General features: G+C 56.0%; 20 protein-coding genes and 2 tRNA genes. 14 read left to right on the top strand and 8 right to left on the bottom strand.

Features of this window, described 5'->3' with window-relative positions:
• Both IGS16_RS19735 and IGS16_RS19730 read left to right on the top strand, forming a co-directional pair.
• Window positions 1–215 (top strand): PEP-CTERM sorting domain-containing protein (locus tag IGS16_RS19735; protein ID WP_297088402.1); only part of this gene is annotated, 215 nt, incomplete at its 5' end.
• 264 nt (window positions 216–479) lie between these two features.
• Entirely contained in the window at window positions 480–1,493 is a 1,014-nt protein-coding gene (locus tag IGS16_RS19730) for a TauD/TfdA family dioxygenase (RefSeq protein ID WP_297088400.1), read from the top strand.
• 136 nt (window positions 1,494–1,629) lie between these two features.
• Here the strand turns inward: IGS16_RS19730 and IGS16_RS19725 are convergent, their stop codons facing one another.
• The 4 genes from IGS16_RS19725 to IGS16_RS19710 all read right to left on the bottom strand — a co-directional run bounded on the left by IGS16_RS19725 (window position 1,630) and on the right by IGS16_RS19710 (window position 5,388).
• Entirely contained in the window at window positions 1,630–2,556 is a 927-nt protein-coding gene (locus tag IGS16_RS19725; protein ID WP_297088398.1) for a site-specific DNA-methyltransferase, read from the bottom strand.
• A gap of 180 nt (window positions 2,557–2,736) precedes the next feature.
• A complete protein-coding gene (gene fba / locus IGS16_RS19720; protein WP_297088396.1) occupies window positions 2,737–3,816 on the bottom strand; it encodes a class II fructose-bisphosphate aldolase in 1,080 nt (359 codons plus the stop codon).
• Between the two features lie 446 nt (window positions 3,817–4,262).
• Window positions 4,263–4,334, bottom strand: a tRNA-Lys gene (locus IGS16_RS19715).
• Between the two features lie 184 nt (window positions 4,335–4,518).
• Window positions 4,519–5,388: an aldose epimerase gene (locus IGS16_RS19710; protein WP_297088394.1), complete on the bottom strand. Its 870-nt coding sequence runs from the start codon at window positions 5,386–5,388 to the stop codon at window positions 4,519–4,521.
• 143 nt (window positions 5,389–5,531) lie between these two features.
• On the opposite strand from IGS16_RS19710, the gene glsA reads away from it, so the two are divergent.
• The 7 genes from glsA (at window position 5,532) to IGS16_RS19675 (ending at window position 11,439) form a co-directional block, all read left to right on the top strand.
• Window positions 5,532–6,557 (top strand): glutaminase A, encoded by a 1,026-nt coding sequence (gene glsA, locus IGS16_RS19705; RefSeq protein ID WP_297088392.1) that lies wholly within the window; start codon window positions 5,532–5,534, stop codon window positions 6,555–6,557.
• 247 nt (window positions 6,558–6,804) lie between these two features.
• Window positions 6,805–7,503 carry a fasciclin domain-containing protein gene (locus IGS16_RS19700; RefSeq protein WP_297088390.1) on the top strand — a complete coding sequence of 233 codons (699 nt, stop codon included), beginning with the start codon at window positions 6,805–6,807 and terminating at the stop codon, window positions 7,501–7,503.
• 521 nt (window positions 7,504–8,024) lie between these two features.
• Window positions 8,025–8,495 (top strand): hypothetical protein, encoded by a 471-nt coding sequence (locus tag IGS16_RS19695; protein WP_277774371.1) that lies wholly within the window; start codon window positions 8,025–8,027, stop codon window positions 8,493–8,495.
• A 138-nt stretch (window positions 8,496–8,633) separates the two neighbouring features.
• A complete protein-coding gene (locus tag IGS16_RS19690) occupies window positions 8,634–9,239 on the top strand; it encodes a Uma2 family endonuclease (protein WP_297088388.1) in 606 nt (201 codons plus the stop codon).
• A gap of 226 nt (window positions 9,240–9,465) precedes the next feature.
• A complete protein-coding gene (locus tag IGS16_RS19685) occupies window positions 9,466–9,891 on the top strand; it encodes a DUF3887 domain-containing protein (RefSeq protein WP_297088386.1) in 426 nt (141 codons plus the stop codon).
• Between the two features lie 200 nt (window positions 9,892–10,091).
• On the top strand, window positions 10,092–10,253 hold the full coding sequence (locus IGS16_RS19680) for a hypothetical protein (RefSeq protein WP_297088384.1): 162 nt from the start codon (window positions 10,092–10,094) through the stop codon (window positions 10,251–10,253).
• Window positions 10,219–11,439, top strand: a complete 1,221-nt coding sequence (locus IGS16_RS19675) for a DUF3747 domain-containing protein (protein WP_297088381.1) — start codon at window positions 10,219–10,221, stop codon at window positions 11,437–11,439. The genes IGS16_RS19680 and IGS16_RS19675 overlap by 35 nt, the downstream gene beginning before the upstream one ends.
• A gap of 116 nt (window positions 11,440–11,555) precedes the next feature.
• Here the strand turns inward: IGS16_RS19675 and IGS16_RS19670 are convergent, their stop codons facing one another.
• Window positions 11,556–11,975, bottom strand: coding sequence for a DUF1622 domain-containing protein (locus IGS16_RS19670; RefSeq protein ID WP_297088379.1), 420 nt, complete (start codon window positions 11,973–11,975; stop codon window positions 11,556–11,558).
• Between the two features lie 560 nt (window positions 11,976–12,535).
• Between IGS16_RS19670 and IGS16_RS19665 the strand changes: the two genes are divergently transcribed.
• Both IGS16_RS19665 and IGS16_RS19660 read left to right on the top strand, forming a co-directional pair.
• A complete protein-coding gene (locus IGS16_RS19665; protein ID WP_172356906.1) occupies window positions 12,536–12,973 on the top strand; it encodes a hypothetical protein in 438 nt (145 codons plus the stop codon).
• 335 nt (window positions 12,974–13,308) lie between these two features.
• Window positions 13,309–13,797: a single-stranded DNA-binding protein gene (locus tag IGS16_RS19660; protein WP_297088377.1), complete on the top strand. Its 489-nt coding sequence runs from the start codon at window positions 13,309–13,311 to the stop codon at window positions 13,795–13,797.
• A gap of 10 nt (window positions 13,798–13,807) precedes the next feature.
• Here the strand turns inward: IGS16_RS19660 and IGS16_RS19655 are convergent, their stop codons facing one another.
• Window positions 13,808–16,156, bottom strand: a complete 2,349-nt coding sequence (locus IGS16_RS19655) for a DNA methyltransferase (protein ID WP_297088375.1) — start codon at window positions 16,154–16,156, stop codon at window positions 13,808–13,810.
• Between the two features lie 171 nt (window positions 16,157–16,327).
• On the opposite strand from IGS16_RS19655, the gene IGS16_RS19650 reads away from it, so the two are divergent.
• The gene (locus IGS16_RS19650) at window positions 16,328–16,804 is read left to right on the top strand and encodes a hypothetical protein (protein WP_068507856.1); all 477 of its coding nucleotides are present in this window, start codon (window positions 16,328–16,330) and stop codon (window positions 16,802–16,804) included.
• A gap of 188 nt (window positions 16,805–16,992) precedes the next feature.
• On the opposite strand, the gene IGS16_RS19645 is transcribed toward IGS16_RS19650, so the two are convergent.
• On the bottom strand, window positions 16,993–17,118 hold the full coding sequence (locus IGS16_RS19645; protein WP_156434871.1) for a DUF4278 domain-containing protein: 126 nt from the start codon (window positions 17,116–17,118) through the stop codon (window positions 16,993–16,995).
• Window positions 17,119–17,323: 205 nt separating this feature from the next.
• On the opposite strand from IGS16_RS19645, the gene IGS16_RS19640 reads away from it, so the two are divergent.
• A tRNA-Ser gene (locus IGS16_RS19640) sits at window positions 17,324–17,407 on the top strand.
• A 90-nt stretch (window positions 17,408–17,497) separates the two neighbouring features.
• On the opposite strand, the gene IGS16_RS19635 is transcribed toward IGS16_RS19640, so the two are convergent.
• A complete protein-coding gene (locus tag IGS16_RS19635; RefSeq protein ID WP_172356898.1) occupies window positions 17,498–17,758 on the bottom strand; it encodes a MoaD/ThiS family protein in 261 nt (86 codons plus the stop codon).
• Between the two features lie 618 nt (window positions 17,759–18,376).
• Here IGS16_RS19635 and IGS16_RS19630 point away from each other — a divergent pair.
• Window positions 18,377–19,081, top strand: a complete 705-nt coding sequence (locus IGS16_RS19630; protein WP_297088372.1) for a Crp/Fnr family transcriptional regulator — start codon at window positions 18,377–18,379, stop codon at window positions 19,079–19,081.
• Window positions 19,082–19,342 lie beyond the last annotated feature (261 nt).

Below are 19,342 nucleotides of genomic sequence, written 5' to 3'. Positions count from 1 at the left end.
AAGTCAAGGCTCCCGAACCCGAAGTCAAGGCTCCCGAACCCGAAGTCAAGGCTCCTGAACCCGAAGTTCCTGTCGTCATGATGCCTGAAACCCCTTCTGTAGCTCCTCCAACAAGTACTGCGGTTCCTGAGCCGATGACGATTCTAGGTAGTCTGGCAGCGCTGGGCGCAGGCTATTCGGTAAAGCGCAAGCAAGCCAAGCAGACCAAAGCGTAATCATTGACTCTGAGAAGCTTGGCTATGGGCGTACCTGGGCATCGGGTACGCCTTTTTCGCGCTTTTTTCGCGCTTTTTTACAGTCTGGGAACTTAAGCATCGCGAAGGCTAAGCTGGAGAAAGCGCATTAGCAGTGCATTAGCGCAGAACTGTTGTGGCTGAACCGCCATCGTCGCAATCTGGCGGCTATAGTCGTTCCAGGTCTGAGGAGGAATCGAGATGTTGACGCAGGCATCCACACACCAAGTATCCCCACAACCCCCTTTGCAACCCCCGGCAACTTTGCCGTCAATTCCAGAAACACCGGAAATAGTAGACTGCGGCGAGTTTGACGAAGCGACGATGAACCTGTTTCTGGCACCGGGGCCCAATCCCTACCAGGACACCGAAGAGTTTTTGTTTGATTGTGAAATGCGGGCAGACGAGATGCCGCGCTTTGTGCGGCGATCGCTCCTAGAGTTTCAGGTGCGCTCGAACAGCGATGGTATTTTGCTGATTCGCGGACTGCCGATTGATCCAGGGCTGTACCGCATTCCCACGCCGCCCAACGCCGAGCGATCGCCCCAAAAAACCACCTTTGTCAGTGAGCGCTGTCTGGCGATGATCGGCAGCCGCCTGGGGCATCTGGTGTCTTATATTCAAGAAAAAAACGGCGACCTGTTTCAAAATCTGGCTCCGGTGAAGGGAACGGAGCATGTGCAGGTGTCTACGGGTTCCCAGACGCGGCTCCAGTTTCACCGGGAAACCGTGTTTCATCCCTACCCGCCGGAGTTTTTGCTGCTGTTTTGCCTGCGGCCCGACCACGACCATGCGGCCGAAACCACCTATGCCAGCGTTGCCCATGCCTTGCCGCTGCTGTCGGAGGCGCATCAAGACCTCCTGTTCCAGCCGCTCTATCGCACTGGGATTGACTATTCCTTTGGCAATCGCGATCGCACGCAGCAGAGCAGTCGCATTTTGCCTGTCCTCTACGGCCGCCGCAATGACCCATTTTTGAACTATGACGAAGACTTGATGACCGCTACCACGCCGGAGGCAGAAGAGGCGCTGGCAGCATTGCGAGAGGCGATCGCCCAGGTCTATCGCGGCATCAAACTCGACACGGGCGACCTGCTCTGCATCGACAATCGCCGCACGGTTCACGGCCGCTCGTCCTTTGTGCCCCGCTACGACGGGCGCGATCGCTGGCTGCAACGGTCTTTCGTCGTGCGCGATTTGGGACTTTCCGCCGTCGATCGGCTCCCCGGCGAACGCATTATCCGCACCACATTCGAGTAGTTTCTGTCTACTTTCTAACCCGCGAGCTGGATTTTAGATTGGCGATTTTGGATTTTGGATTGGCGGTTTTGGCACGGATAATCTGATTTTGCCTAATCCCAACCCCCCTCGCGTTAGCGTTGCGGAGCAATAACCCCTAACCCCTACTATTCCGTTCCCAAAATACGCCGTCGGTGTAGCCCTGGATGCGGCGATCGCCCTCGGCCAGCGCCAGCCGTTTTTCTGCCAGACAGGCGTAGGTTTCGTCTAGCTCGATGCCGACAAACTGCCGATCCAGCTTTTTGGCAACCACCGAAGTTGTGCCGGAACCCAGAAACGGGTCAAACACAATGGCTCCGGGCGGAGAACTGGCGAGAATAATTTTTGCCAGCAGCTTTTCGGGCTTTTGGGTCGGGTGATCCGTGTTTTCGGGCATAGACCAGAAGGGAACGGTCAAATCAGTCCACAAATTTGAGGCGGCCGTCAGGCGGAAGTTGCCGTCAGGCTGGCGCTGCCAGTCTTTGGGGCTGCCGTTTTGGGTGTAGGGAGCAAGGACTCGCCGCTTCAGCCGCACGGCTTCGGCGTTGAAATAATAGTCGGGCGACACGGTGCAAAACCAGATGTCTTCTGAGCAGTTTTTCCAGTTGGCGCGGGCGGCGCGACCCTTTTCCCGCTCCCAGGTGATGCGGTTGCGGATGATGAGGTGCTGAGAAGCGACATCGTAGAGGGCGGGGGATGATTGCCAGTCGCCGCAGAGATAGACCGAGGCCGTCGGCTTGAGCGTGGGCAGCAGCAGCACCAGCCACGACTGCACCCAGGCGGCATAGTCCGAGAGCGATCGCCGCCGGACGGTTTGCCCGTTAAACTGCTTGCTGAGGTTGTAGGGTGGGTCGAGTACCAGCAAATCGACGAATTCACGAGGCAGCCAAACTGCCGCCTCAAACACATCCTGGCAGATCGTCCGGTTCAACAGTTCATCCACCCCAGCGAGGCGATCTAGATGCAGCAGGCGGGTGCGAAAGTGCGATCGCTCGGCATCGGTCAGTTGCAGTGTGCGATTTTGGGGGGCAGGATTGCGAATCATCCCCTTCTTATAGCGAATTCTCCAAAGTTAGGCCGACCTGGGGCACAGTGCAATTCGCTCACCGAGATCAAAAAGCCGCCCCCTGCAATGCAAAGGAGCGACTGAGTGGGGCGATCGCCCGATTGGTTGAGTTCCAAAAGGGGCGATCGCCTCTGATTTCCAGTTAAAAACTAGTAAAAACTAAACAGAAACAGCCTTCTTAGCCACTTGGGTCAGTTCGCCCTTGGCATACTTGGCAGCATACTCTTCCAGCGAAACCTGCTTGATCTTGCTGGCGTTGCCCGCTGCCCAGAACTGCTGATAGCGATCGGCGCAGACTTTCTGCATGTACTTAATCGACGGCTTCAGGAAGTGGCGGGGGTCAAACTCCTTGGGATTGGCAGCCAGCGCTTCGCGCACCGCAGCGGTGATCGCCAGACGGTTGTCGGTGTCGATGTTCACCTTACGCACGCCGCTCTTGATGCCCTTCTGGATTTCTTCCACAGGCACGCCGTAGGTTTCGGGGATTGCGCCACCATATTGGTTAATCAGGGCGATCAGGTCTTCGGGCACCGAAGAGGAGCCGTGCATCACCAAGTGGGTGTTGGGCAGGCGGCTGTGGATTTCTTCGATGCGGCTGATGGCGAGGATTTCGCCGGTCGGCTTGCGGGTGAACTTGTAGGCTCCGTGGCTGGTGCCGATGGCAACGGCCAGCGCGTCTACCTGAGTCCGCTCCACAAAGTCCACCGCTTCGTCGGGGTCGGTCAGCAGCATGGAGTGATCCAACTCGCCTTCAAAGCCATGTCCGTCTTCTGCTTCGCCCTTGCCCGTTTCCAAAGAGCCGAGGCAGCCCAGTTCCCCTTCCACCGAAACGCCGATGGCATGAGCCACTTTCACCACTTCGCTCGTCACGGCGATGTTGTAGTCGTAGCTGGCGGGCGTTTTGGCATCTGCTTCCAGCGAACCGTCCATCATCACGCTGGTAAAGCCGTTCTTGATGGCGGAATAGCAGGTCGCAGGCTCGTTGCCGTGATCCTGGTGCATCACGATGGGAATGTGGGGATAGGTTTCCACCGCCGCCAGGATCAGGTGACGCAGGAAGTTTTCGCCTGCATATTTGCGAGCGCCACGAGAAGCTTGCAGAATCACCGGGCTATCGGTCTCGTGAGCAGCCTGCATGATGGCCTGGATCTGCTCCATGTTGTTGACGTTAAACGCAGGGATACCGTAGCCGTTTTCGGCTGCGTGATCCAGCAGCAGTCGCATAGGCACGAGCGCCATAGAAATTCCTCCTAGTCGGTGTGTTCAGCTAATTTCGGCGTTGAACAAGAAAAGCTTACGATAATCTTAAGACACTTTCATCACCGGACGCGAGATCGTCCGGCAAGTCGGCTGCGAAACGTCCGATTGCAACCCGTCTCAATATTCTTAAGTATAAATGCTTATTCTATCTTTTGTATAGAGAGACATGGGCTGCGGATTAGTCTGGCTGCGGATTAATCTGGCTGCCGATTTACCGCTTTACAAGGAGCGTGAAACCGATGACGATCGCCCCTGAATTGCGATCGCTCAGTGTGCAGGACTATCGCCGCATGGTGGAAGCGGGCATCCTGGTTGCCGACGAGCGCGTGGAACTGATTGAGGGACAGCTTCATATCATGGCAGCGAAGGAAACGGCCCACAGCGCAGCGGTGACTCGAATTGATCGCGTATTGTCGCAGAAAAAATGGGTCGCCTGGGATTCGAACCCAGGACCAATCGGTTAAAAGCCGAGTGCTCTACCGCTGAGCTAGCGACCCATCAGTGCTAAGCAGCACCGATTAACCAATATATCACCTTAGTCATCTGAAATGGAGGTTCTTCCAAAAAATTATGGCCCGCTTTTTGGCGCAGATTAGCATGAGGGCGATCGCCCCCCTGTACGTCCTGCAAGTTTGCGACCACCTTATAGCAAAGCCACGCCACCCCAGTCCAGGCTTTGCATCAAGACAACTGCGCCGTGATGCGGAAACTCGTTCGCACTGTGCCGCCCGGAGCTAGCTCGATCAAATGATCGCCCGTGTTCAGCGCGTTGCGCGGCCCCGTCCAGGGTTCCAGACAGTAAAAGTCCTTGCCCTTTAGCGTCCAAAACACCAGCATCGTGTAGGGATCGTCAAAATCCAGCCGCAGCTTCAGGTTTTCCCGAAAATCTTCCACCGTGGCAGACTGAAACGACAGCTTGCGAAACAGCACGTCGATTTCGTCCTGGCTGAAATCGAACCCATCCATATAGGCGTGGGTTTCCTGCGTGCGCTGGTCTACATATTGCGTCGCAGGAATGTCAAAATCCAGCCGCGCCTTGTCCGACACCGCAAAATAGGGATGTAGCCCCAGCGAAAAGGGCATGATGGTATTTCCCGAATTGGTGACCTGCTGCTGCAAAACCAGGCGATTGCCCTCCAGGATGTACGTAAAGTCCAGCGAAAACTCGAACGGATAGAGCGCACGGGTCTGGTCACTGCTGCTGAGGTTGAGCGTGATGCTGGCTCGATCCAGGGCTTCGGTGTGGGTGACTTGCCAAGGCAGATCGCGGGCAAAGCCATGCTGCTTCAGCAGATAGGTCTGGCCGTTGTAGGTGTAAGCATTGTTGGGCAGGTTGCCGCAGATGGGAAACAAGATGGGAATGCCGCCGCGCACGCTGAGGCTGGGGTCTGCAAAGCGGGCTTCGTCGAGATAGAGAATGTCGCGCCCCTGCACGCTCCAGCGAGTGATGATGCCGCCGCGCTCAGGCACGACCTCTAGGCGGGCATCGGTGGCCGAATCGGTCAGCGCATAGGTGAGATATTGGGATGGGTGCTGGGAAACCTCAAACACAGCTTTGGGGAAATAACGACACCTCTAATCATGAACTGCTCTGGCACAAACCCCAGAATTTATTAGAATTTTCTGGGTTTTCCAGATGCGGCAAGCCCTGCTTTTCTCGCCTGTCTTCTCCACTCCATTCCCCAAACGTTGCCATGCCCGACGATGCCAGCCTATGCCGCACACCTGATGCAGTGCAGTCTTTTTTGGAAGGTCTTTACCAATCTTGCCGCGAGCTGCGTGGGGGCAAAGTGGCGGACTACATTCCCGAACTGGCCAAGGTAGATCCCAATTTGTTTGGCATTTGCCTGGTAACGGCGGATGGACAGGTGTTTGAGGTGGGCGATACGGCGCACCTGTTTACGATCCAGTCCATCTCTAAGGTGTTTGTGCAGGGGTTGGCGCTGGAAGACCACGGGCGCGACTATGTGCTGGCGCGGGTGGGCGTGGAGCCGACGGGTGATGCGTTTAACGCGATTATTTTGGATGAAGCGTCGAAGCGGCCCTATAACCCGATGGTGAATGCGGGGGCGATCGCCACCACCAGCCTCATTGCTGGCGACGGCCCGACGGAACGGCTCAATCGCCTGCTGGATATGTTTCGCCGCTACGTGGGTCACGACATTGTGGTGGATGTGGCAACCTATGTGTCGGAGCGGGCCACGGGCGATCGCAACCGGGCAATGGCGTACCTGATGCGCCACTTCAAAATGGTGGACTGGGACATTGAAGAAGCGCTGGATCTGTACTTTCAGCAGTGTTCGGTGATGGTGTCCTGTCGGGATCTGGCAGTGATGGCGGCGACGCTGGCGAACCAAGGCGTGAACCCGATGACGGGCGATCGCGCCGTTGAGGCAGGCTATGTGCGCGACATGCTCAGCGTCATGTATACCTGCGGTATGTACAATTTTGCGGGCGAGTGGGCCTATCGCGTAGGGCTACCTGCCAAGAGTGGCGTGTGCGGCGGCATTATTGCCGTCGTGCCCGACCAGCTTGGCATTGCCGTCTTTTCGCCCCCACTCGACGAACGGGGCAACAGCGTGCGCGGCGTGCGCGTGTGCGAAGCCATCTCGCAAGAATTTGGGCTGCACTTGTTCGACTCGTCTCGCGGCTGTCACTACTTTTTAGAGCAACTCGGTGGAAAAGAGCGTCTAATCTCGCTGTCTAAAGAGAACTCATAATACTCTTTATTCTTGAAACTTTTTCAAGGCTTTAGGGCGGTGTTTCCGGCAAAACGCCGTTTGTTTGAGTTTTTCCTCTGTCCTGAGACAGATCTTTGCTAAGGGCGAATCTCCTACCTCTGGTTGACGGTTTCTGCGACCTGCTGATTTTAGACTGCTACGAGTCTGTAAGTATTCGCAACATTTCGCAATATGCGGGGTTGTTGATTAATCATTCAGCAAGGCGTTTAGTCGCAAAGAGGTAACCATGAACATCAAGCAAACGAGCACTCGCAATCAGTGGATCAAGCTGCTGGGTTTGGGCGTTGTAACGGCGACTGTAGCCTACACTTACCCCGGCATGGCCTCGACGATGAATGAAGTCATGCCCTCTGCCGCCACGATCGATGCTGTCTCTGAAACCGTAGCTGGCGAGACGACGATGGGCGAAACGGTCATTGATGCGACGGTCACGGGTGTAGAAGCGCCTGCTGATATGCCGACGGCGGATGTTGCTCCAGGAACCGACGGGGCAACTGCGATGGCAGCGGGCACGTTGACCCAGATTGTGTCCGAAGGGGAATCTTTTAGCACGTTAGAAGCTGCCCTCAAAGCAGCAGGTCTGGACAGTGCGCTAAACGAAGCTGGCCCGTTTACGGTGTTTGCTCCGACGAATGAAGCCTTTGCGGCACTGCCCGAAGAAACGTTGCAGGCGTTGCTACAGCCCGAAAACCAGCGTGTGTTGCAGCAAATTCTGGCGTATCATGTGGTTTCCGGTAGCGTCACCTCAGATGCGATTCAGCCCGGTGAAGTGGCAACGGTCGAGGGCAACTCAGTGGCGATCGCCCAGGATGGCGAAACCGTCACTGTCTCCGGCGCTCGCGTCATCCAGGCCGACATCGTAGCCAGCAACGGCGTGATCCACGTAATCGATCAGGTGCTGATTCCCCCCGGACTCGACCTGTAATAGTGGGATAAAGGCGTTCTGTTCTCTATTTCTACTCTCTCTCTAAGGGGGGTCATTGCATCGCCTCTGCGCTGAGCAACGACCCCGCTCCACACCAAAGCATGGCACCAGTGCCCAGCATCCTGGCAGAGCAGTCAGGCGGTTGGGCACTTTCTTGTCTCCTGGGCACTTTTCTATCTTTGATGCAGCGAGCCTTTGCAAAACTGGAGAATTCTGAGAAATAGTGTTGATCGTGACTGCGGTCAGCAGGGTCGTATCGCACTATAGATTGCAGTTGCACCTGCGGGCTGGTGGTCGCGTCGAGGGACATTGCCAGAACGCTGCTCTTTCGTCAGTTCACGTTGATTCATGCTGAACCGTCAGATCTACACTCAAGTCATCCCTTAAGTCATCAGTCCAGACATCTGCCAAAGCATTCTCCATCACGCCCAACCCAGTTCATAAACCCAAATCCAAAACCCAAAATCCAAAATCTAAAATTCCAAAACCCCAAATGGGGATTCATCGCAGGAGCAAGCAGCGTGAATGCAGCAGAACAGGCAAAGGGGCTGGAGCTAGCCGCCAAGATTGCCGCCGCTGTTAATTTATTTAAGTCTTACTTTCCCGACGCGCAGGCCGACCTGAAGCCCTGGGCCAATGACCCCAGCACCCGCGAACTGGTAGACCCCGACTCCATCGACATTGGTTTTCACCTGCCGGGTTGGAGTCCTCGGTTTCAGGCCCGCAGTATTTTGGTGCAGATCCGCTTGTTTGAGGATGAAGCAGCGGCAGAATCGGGCGAGGGGGCGATCGCCCAAACCCGCCGCGTCATTGGTCTAGAAGCCGTCGGGCTGACGCATCAGGGCGAGCAGTGGCGCTTGTCTACTGTTGGCGAGTGGCGCGTGCTGGGAACGCAGCAGCCTGTCGAAGAAATCCAGACCCGGCTGCGGTCGTTTTGCACCCAGGTCTATGAGCTATTCAATGGGAACGCTAAGCAGGGTGGTGAATGCTAAACAGCGATTGCTAAACAGCGATTGCTAAACAGCGATTGCAAAAGCCGAAACCGCCGTCTTGGAAGGGCGATCGCCCCAAGACCGATACAATAAGTCCATGCAGTGACTCTATAGCTGTTCTAGCCTACCTCAGCCCCAATGGTTGCAGTCTCCGTTGATCACTACGTTTCTCCAGAAGAGTATCTAGCGGAGGAAGCCGCCCGCCCTACCAAGCATGAGTATCGCGATGGCTATATCTACGCAATGGCAGGCGGCACCGATGCCCATGTCACAATTGCACTCAATTGTTGGGCATTACTGCGAGGGCATCTCCGCAACCGAAGTTGTCGGGCCTACGCCTTAGACATGAAGGCCCGCATTGAGGAACTGAACTGCTACTACTATCCAGATGTGATGGTGACTTGCGATGAGCGCGATCGCACGACGAATACTTTCAAGCGCTATCCTTGCCTGATTGTCGAAGTCCTGTCTGAAGCGACAGAAGCCTTTGACCGGGGCGACAAATTTGCCGACTATCGCCAGATTGAGAGCTTGCAAGAATATGTTCTGATTTCTCAAACCCGGCTCCGGGTAGACGTGTTTCGTCGCAACGAGGAGGGCCTGTGGGTGCTACATCCCTATAGCGAGGGCGATTCCGTGTCGCTCACCAGTGTGGGCTGGGAAGGGGCGATCGCCGACTTTTACGAAGCCGTTGACTTCCCAAGCCCCAAAGAACACCCGCTCGCGGCGGATGAGAACCGCTAGGGAAACGCTCCGAGTCTAACGATTGATTACAGAAAAGCGGTTTCAGGGCTGTGAACCGTATGGGTCCCTTGAAGGATGGAAATAGGATTGAATGACCCACATCGAGTTCCGATTTCCCGTTTCCTGGTTGCTTCCGAAGTTCTTTTCTAACGCTGGGCACAAATTGAACTAAGCCACAGTCATGGGATATGGAATCGGTGCTCGAATCTACCCCACGGAATTCGTTATGAAATCAGCGTTGTTCCTGTCTGTCCTTGTTCCTGCTGTAATGCTGGTCGGCGTTGCCCTACCCCAGGCACAGGCACAGACTGCTCCAGAAGCTCGTCAAGTTTCGCAGGTTTCCTTAACGGCGATCGCCGAAAGCTTTATCACCCGTCTTGGAGAGCAGCAGTTCGAGTCGGCCGTTGCAGACTACGAAGCCAGCCTACAAGATGTAAACGATATCAGCGCCCGCTCAATTCAGACCTATTGGAATGATATTGTGGCTGAGAGTGGGCCATTTCGGCAAATTATTCGCTCTACGGTTCTTTCTGACGGCAGACCCAATGGCGAGTCTGTAGTCAGCGTTGTCTGCCAGTTTGGGCGCACCAATCGCGAACTGTTTGTAGTGTTGTCTGGTACTGATGTCGTTAGTTTTAGCCCAGTGGAATAGGCTGCCTTCGAGGATTTGGATTAGCCGGAACGTCCAGCTAGCCAAGCCTCAAGCCACATCAGCCCATTTTACTCACCCCGCTCTTCGACTTCGTTTGATCGGCGGGTTGTCTTTGGGAACACTAGCAGATGTCAGGTGCAGACCGACTGCAAATGGTTGGATGCCCCGAACGGTCAATCCACAAGCTTGGAAACCTTCTGATGCCTACGCTGTGGGTAGCGGGTGGCGATCGCGCTGGAGATCTGATTCTCAGCGTCCTGTTGCTGCTCGATCCAGCCCGGCCGCAGCACTCAATTTTGCAGTCCTACTTCATTTCACATCTCAGCTATGAAACGTTTGCGTCATCGTCTCGTAGCCCTTAGCGCGATCGCGCTGGGTGCTCTGTCTATTTCCGCTCCCACCTCTGCCACCACCTTTGGTCAGCAAGAGGTAGACCAGGGTCGATTCATCGCCGTGTCGTCTTCTGGCGTGACCACCCGTCGGCTGCTGATTTTGGAGCAAGTGTCTGATGCCCGCCCCTGCTGGAGTGAATCTGGGGCAAATCCAACCATCGTTACGCCGCTGCTGCTCCAGTTTGATTTCACAGGCATTTGCAACCGTGCCACTGACCGCAACGGCTACTCGATCCGGGTCAATGGCCAAGATATGGGGCTAGATTACAGCATTCGGATTTTGCCCCAGAACGGCGACCTGGTGATGCTGGGCGTGCCCAACGACCGCTCTCGCCCGCAACTGGTCATCGGCCGCGCCAATGGCTTAACGGAAGACTTTGCCAAAATTACGCTGCAACCGGGCTGGCGGTTTACCAAGCGCACCTTTGGCGATCGCACGCTGGGCCACGTCTATCTCACCTATGAAGGGGTCTTCCCGCCCGGAGATGTGGCCACACAGCCCACGCCCACGCCCACGCCAATCCCCACGCCGACCCCAACCCCCACACCCGTCCCGGTCACCTTCACGGATATTTCCAGAGACATCTACGCCACGCAAATTCGCAACGCGGTTGCTGCTGGATTCATTTCGGGCTTCCCCGACAATACCTTCCGCCCGCTGGATACCCTAACCCGTGAGCAACTGGTGTCGATGGTGCTGGATGCACTCACCAAAGCGCCCAACGTCAACCTACGGATTCCTGCCGCCGCCAGCGGTGACCCCTATCGAGATGTCAATGCATCCCGCTGGAGCGCCGCCAAGATCCAATTTGCTCGCGACAACAACATTGTGCGCGGCTATGAAGACGGCACCTTCCGTCCGGCACAGCCTGTGACCCGTGCTGAACTGGTGTCGGTGCTAAAGCGAGCCGCTGAGTTTGCGCTGACGGCGCGTGGCTCGTCGCCCACTCTGCTGCTGAATCAGCCCACCCGAACCTTTGCCGACACCACAAACCACTGGGCCTCGGCGACCATCACCGAGCTATCGGGCTTCTGCGGCGTTGCGTCTCCGCTCAACGAGCAGGGCAACAACTTTGCGCCCAACGCCGCGTCCCAGCGCAACTATGCGGCTGCGGCAACGCTGCGAACCCTCGACTGTTTGCAACTGCCTCAATAGCCTCAATAGCCGCAATAACTGTCTTCTGTGGTGAATGGCGATCGCCCCTTGAGCCAGCCTTCTGCCGATGGTGGAGTTTCTGGTTCGGGGGCATTTTTTCTGCTTCCTGTTGCACCTCACTCGACTTGGGTAGAACGCACCACGTTGTGCGATTCCTGAAGCTCCCGCACCTCTCGGTGCAAAAAGTAGTTGAGAAAGGTGCGAATGCCTGTGATCGCTGCTAGTTTGGCGATTTCGTTCCAGCGGGGAGAAACCGCCGTGCCTACAATGTCAGCCGCCAGCAAAAACTCCAGCGCCAGCGCCAGAGAAAGCCCCAAATCCAGCCGAATCGGCGGCTGCACCACAAAGCCCTGATAGCGAAACATGCGGACATACTTACGGATCGCTTTGACGAGGGCGATCGCCACAATCAAAATCGCAATGAACTCCAGAATAATTTTTAGAAGCAGCGCCATTTCCTGAAGCAAAAACTCTGCTCTGTGGATCAGCGAGCTACTTGCAGACAGTGGATCGGTTGCCGGGAGATGAACCAGCATAGGGAACGCTAAACTTCTATAAACTTCTATAAACTTCTATAAACTGAACAAGTAAATCAAAGCTGGAAATCGAATGCTCAGACAAAAGCAGAGATTCATCACCAGCCCAACCAAGCCAAAAGATCCATCCAACCCTGAGAGGCTTTTGATTCGAGGTTTACCCCTCTTCCCCGCCCTTTCCCTCATGCCAGACGACTTGCCGATTTTTCTAGTCAGTGCCGGATTGGTGATTGCGTATCTGGTGATTTCAGCCCTGACCGAAATGGGCACCAAACTGCCCTGGAAAAAATGAGACAGCGGAACGGGAGCCTAGAGTCTGAAATCCTGCTGTAAAATAAGCTCCAGTCAAAAAAAGATTTACATACTTGTTAAGACTGCCCGAAGATTGCGATAGAAATCTTAAGATTCCAGATGACTTGGCTTAGATCAAGAAGAAGTGGGTAGAGTAACGCCGTGGAGGCGAACGGAACTCACCCATGCCTCCACCCAGCGTTTCTGTCCAACGCATTCACCCGACGCATTCACTGAGCCATTCAGGCATAGCAGAGAGGCATAACATTATGGCGCTTAGCGACACACTCAGCGATCAAACCACTACTCAAAACCTCGTAGCAGATTGCGTCAAGCTGATCGACGAACAGGTTGCTGCCAAAGGCGGCATTTCGGGACTGGCGCTGAAAGCGGCTTACGGAGTTGTAAAAGGCATCGAGCCAAGCTATATTTCTGGCGCAATTCGGCGGCTATTGCCCGAAGCCCTTGCTGCGCTGGACCCCATGTGGAACGAGGGCATCCAGTCGGGCGATCCGGTGCAGCACCTAATCCAAAACCGCGATCGCACGGCAGACACCCTGCTCAGCGTCACCGACCACAAAATTGAAAAAGCCAAAAACAGCGTAGTGCGGGCTTCCTACGGCAAGCTGCGAACCTCGGTCAAGGGCGACGTAGAAGCGGCCGTGCCTGGACTGGCGCAAATTTTGGGAACGCACGTCCAGAGCTAGCACCGCCCTGGGATTGAGGCAATTTAGCGACATACTAAGCGACATACTAAGGCTGCCGACGCTGACTACAATTTCCTGGCGGCGATTTCATCCAAAATTTCCATCAAGCCAAGGAGAACTCAGCGCGTTTTGCCTGGGTTCGTTTTGCAATTCTTTTGGCAATTCGTTTCGTGGCTAGCGAAGTCTTCACCGCTATTTTTCGTCAGACAGCTTTTTTGGGGCCATCACCGTATAATCAACCCGGATCGTCTGCCTGGGCCAGATGCTAGAATATGAACTTAAGAAATACACCTGTACTCTGCTTGGTTTAGCCAACCACACCGCCGGGAGCATTTATGAACAACTGCATTTTGATGGCTGAGGTCATTCAAGAGCCACAGCTTCGCTATACCTCCGATAATCAAACGCCGATTGCTGAGTTTACGGTGCAGTTTGCGGCGCTGCGCGACAATGATCCGCCGGGGCAAATTAAGGTGGTGGGCTGGGGCAACTTGGCGCAAGAGATCCAGGCAGAGTTTCATGTGGGCGATCGCGTGATCATCGAAGGTCGGCTAGGCATGAATATGGTCGATCGCCCAGAAGGTTTTAAGGAAAAGCGGGCAGAGCTAACGGTGTCGCGGATTCATCGGATTGAAGCGGATGCCAGCCTGAAATCCTCCACAGCCGACCTGCCAGGCACGGCGGCATCCCGTCTCGCAGCACCCACGTCGGCCGCAACGACTGCTCCCGCTGCTTCGCCGGCCTATGCAGCCTCCTCTGTCAAGGCAGCTCCTGCCGCCAAAGCCCCAGTAGAAACCGCCGACTATGACGATATCCCGTTCTAGGCTGGGCGATTCAATCTGCTAGACTGCTTGTTTTCACGCGAGTTTCTGCGCGAATTTCTGCAATTTCGGCTGCGCTCAGGTTGTAGAGTGCGTAGACGGTTGTGTCTATTTGAGCATCAAGCTGGGCGATCGCCCTCAGGTCTTGACTTGCTCCGCACTGCTGCCGCTGTTTTGCCAGGTCAACGAGGGTGTGGCAGGGCGTGGGGCGATCGCCCTGTTCACCCAGCGCTATCGGAATCTGGCGCAACTGGGGCGGCCCCACACGCAAATAGCCCCCCTGGAGCGCGTTGCCGCCATGCCGCTGCACAAAGAACCAGTGGATCAGCGAACTGTTCAGAATTGCCAGCAGCAGCCACAGCAGGTCAGCGCAGTTGCCCAGATGGGAGGACGAGTTGGGCGCTTGAATAATCGAGGTCGATTTTCCTGCCAGCACGCCCCCTGACTCATCCAGCGCACATTCCAGCCGTCGAGTCATGCCCGCGACGATTAGCTTGGGCTGGGTGGCTTGCTGCTGGCGCTGGGGCGAAAGCTGGCACAAATGTTGTGCAGGCAGGATGGGGTGCAGGTAGCGATCGCCCAAATAGCGCAACGGGCGATCGCCCCACCACAAGCGATAGGGATCGATCGTGCCGCTGTTGACCAGGCGCAGGTCGCCAGGGGCAGGCGTGGGATGATTGCAAATCCAGCGCTGGAGGTCGTAGGCTTCGGCGACCGTCGCTGCCCCCCGCACGCTGGCAACTTGCCCCAACATAGGAAGTTGCTGCAATCGTGCCATCAGGCTGCCCCCCTGCTGCGAATCGCCCAGCCACCACTCTGCACCCTTGGTATACAGCCATCGCCATCGCCCCACCGTTGTCAGCGTTTCCATCACCTCATAGGGCACTGGCAGACGCGCTTTAGCCTGCTGTTGGCTTAGAACATCCGGACTGGACTGCCCTTCCGCTTGCCGCCGCGCCACATATACCAGCGGATAGACCGCCGCCTGAAACACCGCCACTTGAGCATAGTCCCGCAGCGCCACAAGCTGAGTGTTCTCTGTCAGGAGCGATCGCGCTGCGGCAGCATACCCAGCCGAGCGCAGCTTGTTGGGCACCACCAGGCTCGTCATGCCGCCCGGACGACACAACTCCAGCGATCGCTCGATAAAGATGCAAAACAAATCCCAGTTGCCCCTGGCGCAGCCATAGTGCTCGGTGCAGACACGTCGCCAGTCAGGGGTTTCCAGACTCATCTGGGCAGCGTCGATATAGGGCGGGTTGCCCAACACCCCGTCAAACCCGCCTGCCTGTGCGGCTGATGGAAAGGCGGTGGTCCAGTCCAGACCCAGCAGCGCGTCGGCACAGACCAAGTTTTGCGTCAGGTCGGGTAGCACAAACCCTGGCGGCGGCTGACCCTCCAACAGCTTGAGATGGAGCGAGAGACGGGTGAGGGCGATCGCCGTTTCGTCTACATCCACCCCATAAATGCAGTCGAGCAGCACTTGCTGACGAGTGTGCCAATCCACTGGGCTATCTATTGGGGCGATTGGGGACCGCTGGGTACAGGGGGGGACAGTTGCCCCATCCACACCTGCCGAATTCGCAGACCAACCCGCCACCCACCGCAGCAGTGCCTCATAGGTCGCCAGCAAAAATGCCCCTCCCCCCGCCGCCGGATCGAGGATGCGCGGAACCCCTAGACGCTTTTGGGTAGGGGCGCTCAACAGTCGCCCCAGGGTTTGCGAAACGCAGTAGTTCACCAGCGGCTCTGGCGTGTAGTAAATTCCTCTTGCCTTGCGGCCATCTACTTTTAGGGCAGCCCTCGGCGCACATTGTCCGGGTGACGGGGCCCAGGCGAGGCACTGCTCATACAGTTGCCCCAGCCGCGCCACGGGGTAGGGAGCGCAGAGAAAGAGCGATCGCAGCAAGGCGAAGAGGGCGGTATTCATCTCAACCGACAACGGCGGCAAGGCTGTCACCGGAAACGCCAGCCCGTGCTGATAATTGGCAGCGGTCAAAAGTTGATCCAGCGCAAACTCATCGGGTTTGAGGGATTGCCCCTGCACCGGCAGCAGTCTGCGCTGCTGATAGAGCGGGATGCACAGCAGCGCCAGCAGCAGCATCCGGGCGTGGGCGTGGTCGGCGGGCTGAGTGGGTTGGCGATTCGCAAAGCGATCCTTACGGGAATCGCCCAGGATGTCCAGCAGCCGCCGATAGCTCCGCGCTGCCCAGGTTTCCAGGTCGCTCGTGCCTTGCGGGGAATGAGGAGCGATTTGCGAAGCGCTCCCGACGGGAATCGCCCCACTGGGCAAATCATCTACCCCATAGGCTCCACGGGCATCCGACTGGCGCAATTCATCCGACTGGCGCGATTGAAGCATAGCAAGATGACCGCAGAAAAACGGCGAGAAGACTCCACTAAAAGACACATGAAGACAGCTAGAAGACAGCCGCTAGAAGACAGCCATCCAGTCATCCGAAAGCTTACTATGGCATTGGATCGATGGCACAGAATCGATCGCGTCTCGCTCCTACGTTTTTTATCGCACGCTATGCCTTTGACGTTTACCAACGCAGTTCAAGAACTGACCTATCGCAAGGTGTCGGACTACCTCACGACCTCTGCGCTATTCAAGGACTCGCTGCAAGTTTTGTCCTATGCTCCCCGGTTTAACCTGTCCTACGGTTCGGCCAAGGTTGAGGTAGAGGTGCTGGATTGGGAGGTGCATCCCTGGGACGAGCGAGAACTGGCAATTGTCAAGGCGAGTAGCTGCGTTACCCTAGGCAGCCGAACGGATGAGCCGCTGATGCGATATCTGCTGATGGAAAACCACCGGATGCGGTTTGGCGCGTTTCATCTGGCAGAGACGGGCGGCGTGATTTTTTCGCACAGCGTCTTGGGCGGGGAGAACATGGACCTGATGGAACTGCAAACCTGCATTTTGTCTGTGGTGACCATTGCCGATACCTACGACGACTTGATTATCCAAAAGTTTGGCGGGCAGCGGGCGTGCGATCGCCTACCCTGACTGCCCAAACCCCAACGCCCAAAACCCACAAAAGCAGGACTTACGCACTTGCGATCAGGGTTCTATCGTTCAACTGCGTAAGTCTCAAAAGAAAAACACCCAGCAGCCCCCTGCCAGGTGTTATGTCGCTTCGGAAATCCGATTTTTTTACTACCAAAAACTACCAAAAACGTCGCACAGCGGATGAACTACTGCTCTTTCTTGACCTGAGCGTGTAGCTCAACTCCACGGTACTTACCAATCACTTTCCCCGAAACTGTGGCGACGGCGGGAACGTTGGCTTCGTATTTGATACCGCGATAGGAAAGGTTCATAGCTGGTTTCCTTTTGAATTCCATGTTTTTAGAATAGGGCGGCAGACCCGGCCCACACCTCATCCGAGCGTCTCACCTGAGCGGGTGAACTTCTGCACAAGGGCGGTTCCCGTAGGGATCGCTTCGCGAATCGCTGCCGCCAACCCCGCCAATCGTCCATCCAAAATCTCGAAAATCTCGAATCGGTATAAGATTGTAAAAGCCTGGAGAGGTGGCAGAGTGGTCGAATGCGCTCGACTTGAAATCGAGTGTCCCAAAAGGACCGTGGGTTCGAATCCCACCCTCTCCGTTTCGGAGCCTGATGAATCGCTGCACAATCCTGATGAATCGCTGCACAGTATAGTGGATGTAGTGGATTCGTGGATCATGGCTCAGTGCGTCAGCCGCCGCTAACTGGGGGAATCAGCACGACCTCGTCGCCGTCTTGCAGCACCCAGTCCGGCTCTACGAACTGATAGTTCACGCCAAAGCGAGTGAGCGATCGCCACTGCTCCAGTTCGGGATGCTCCTGCAACAGGCGATCGCATACCTCAGCGACGGTTGCCCCCTGCGGCAGCGCCAGCACTAGCTCTGGCATACCGTAGGCTTCTTGGTAGGCGGCAAATAGCTTGATGGTCACGGTCACCGTTGGGTCAGACACACTCGACAGGCTCCAAAAACCAGGTTGAACCAGAGCCAGATCGCAGACCGGTGCGCTGCAAGCTGCTCAGGGGCGATCAGGAGCGAACAGAAGCAAACGGGCGATCGCCCCCACCCTCATTCTGGCCCAATCCTCATTCTGGGGGGCTAATCCTTAAACAGTCAAAGCTTTTGTAAAAGTCTCGTAAAAAACTGCGGGAGTTTACGGCGGTGCTATCCACTTTCCCGCACACTTTCAAAGGAGATTTACGTATTGTGAGTAACCTAGACTCCGTAAAATTCCCTACTATGATTGATAAAGTGTGAAGCTATTCTGAAAGCGTGCGCTAGAATCACAAGAATAATTAATTTTCTATTCTTAGATTTTGCGGTTCACTGCTATCGGTTCCCCCTGTTGACGGTCTAAAGTTGGTAGTCCTGAATGCGGAAAGGCTGAACGAGGTCGGTACGCTAGATTACGTAAGTGGAAATATTTAAACCACCTATAACTTAAGGTTTCTGCCTGAGCAGCACTCTGCCGGTTGGGCTGAGCCGTCACATGATCTACTTCGGGGTTTGCACTTGGTTCAACGCAACAGCACACTTCGGTACGACTTACTGAATTCCCAGGACTTGCCTCATGTATTCTGTGTCTTCTCAGGCTGACTCTTCTAGACCATTTCTGACGTGGCAGCGGATTTTGGACTGGGCCCAGGAGCATTACCGCACCCGCACCTTTGCAAAGGATGAAAAGATTCCAGCGCGTCCTGGACTGCTGTACCTAGTGCAGCGGGGTGCAGTGCGTCTGGTGGGTGAGGCACAGGTGAGCGCCAACGGCAGTTCCTCCCGCCTGCCCCGAATCAACTCCGAAGAGGCATTTCTGGGCTTTGTCGGCGCGGGTCAACCCTTTGAAATCGTGGCGCAATCGCCCTTTACGCTCCAAGCCTTTGCCCATGTCGAGCAGACCTCGGTGATCTGGCTTTATTGGCATGATCTGGACAACTGGCCGCACTTCCGTCGGGAAGTTTTAGACGCATTTCGCTTGCAGCACCAGCGCAAGCTGCTGTGGCTGAGTACGCTGGGGCAGCGCCGCACGATCGACCGGCTGCTGGGGTTCATCACACTGCTGGTAGAAGAATTTGGTGAACCCAGCGACGATACCTACTATTTGCCGTGGTCGTTGACCCATGCCCAAATCGGCAGCGCCATTGGCTCGACTCGCGTCACGGTGACCCGGCTGATGGGCAAGCTGCGCCAGCGCGGGCTGATTCGCAGCTATGGCGACAACCTGATTGCAATCCCCGCCGAATCGACCATGCTGCAAAAGCGTAACAGTGCTTCCTAGGTTTTGGGTTCGGGGGGCTGTTGGATCGATTCTCGATTTTGGATTTGCGATTTTGGATTGCCCGTCAAGCGTCTGCGGGGCTTTCAGAATTTCATTCGTAGCTCCGCTGAGGAGAATGGATATTAGACGTAGCTGCAACGCGCCGTCTTGCAAGGCTTTGATGGGTTCCGATGGCGCAAACGCATCGTATGGGAGAGCGATCGCCCGATGAATTTGCGGCTGCCTCAGAAGCGCCACCTGCGGCGGTGTCAGCCATGTACC

The organism is Thermoleptolyngbya sp. C42_A2020_037 (genome assembly GCF_015272455.1).
GTDB lineage: Bacteria > Cyanobacteriota > Cyanobacteriia > Elainellales > Elainellaceae > Thermoleptolyngbya.
The sequence above is the reverse complement of the archived record's forward strand: the minus strand, read 5'-3'. Positions and strand labels throughout refer to the sequence as shown.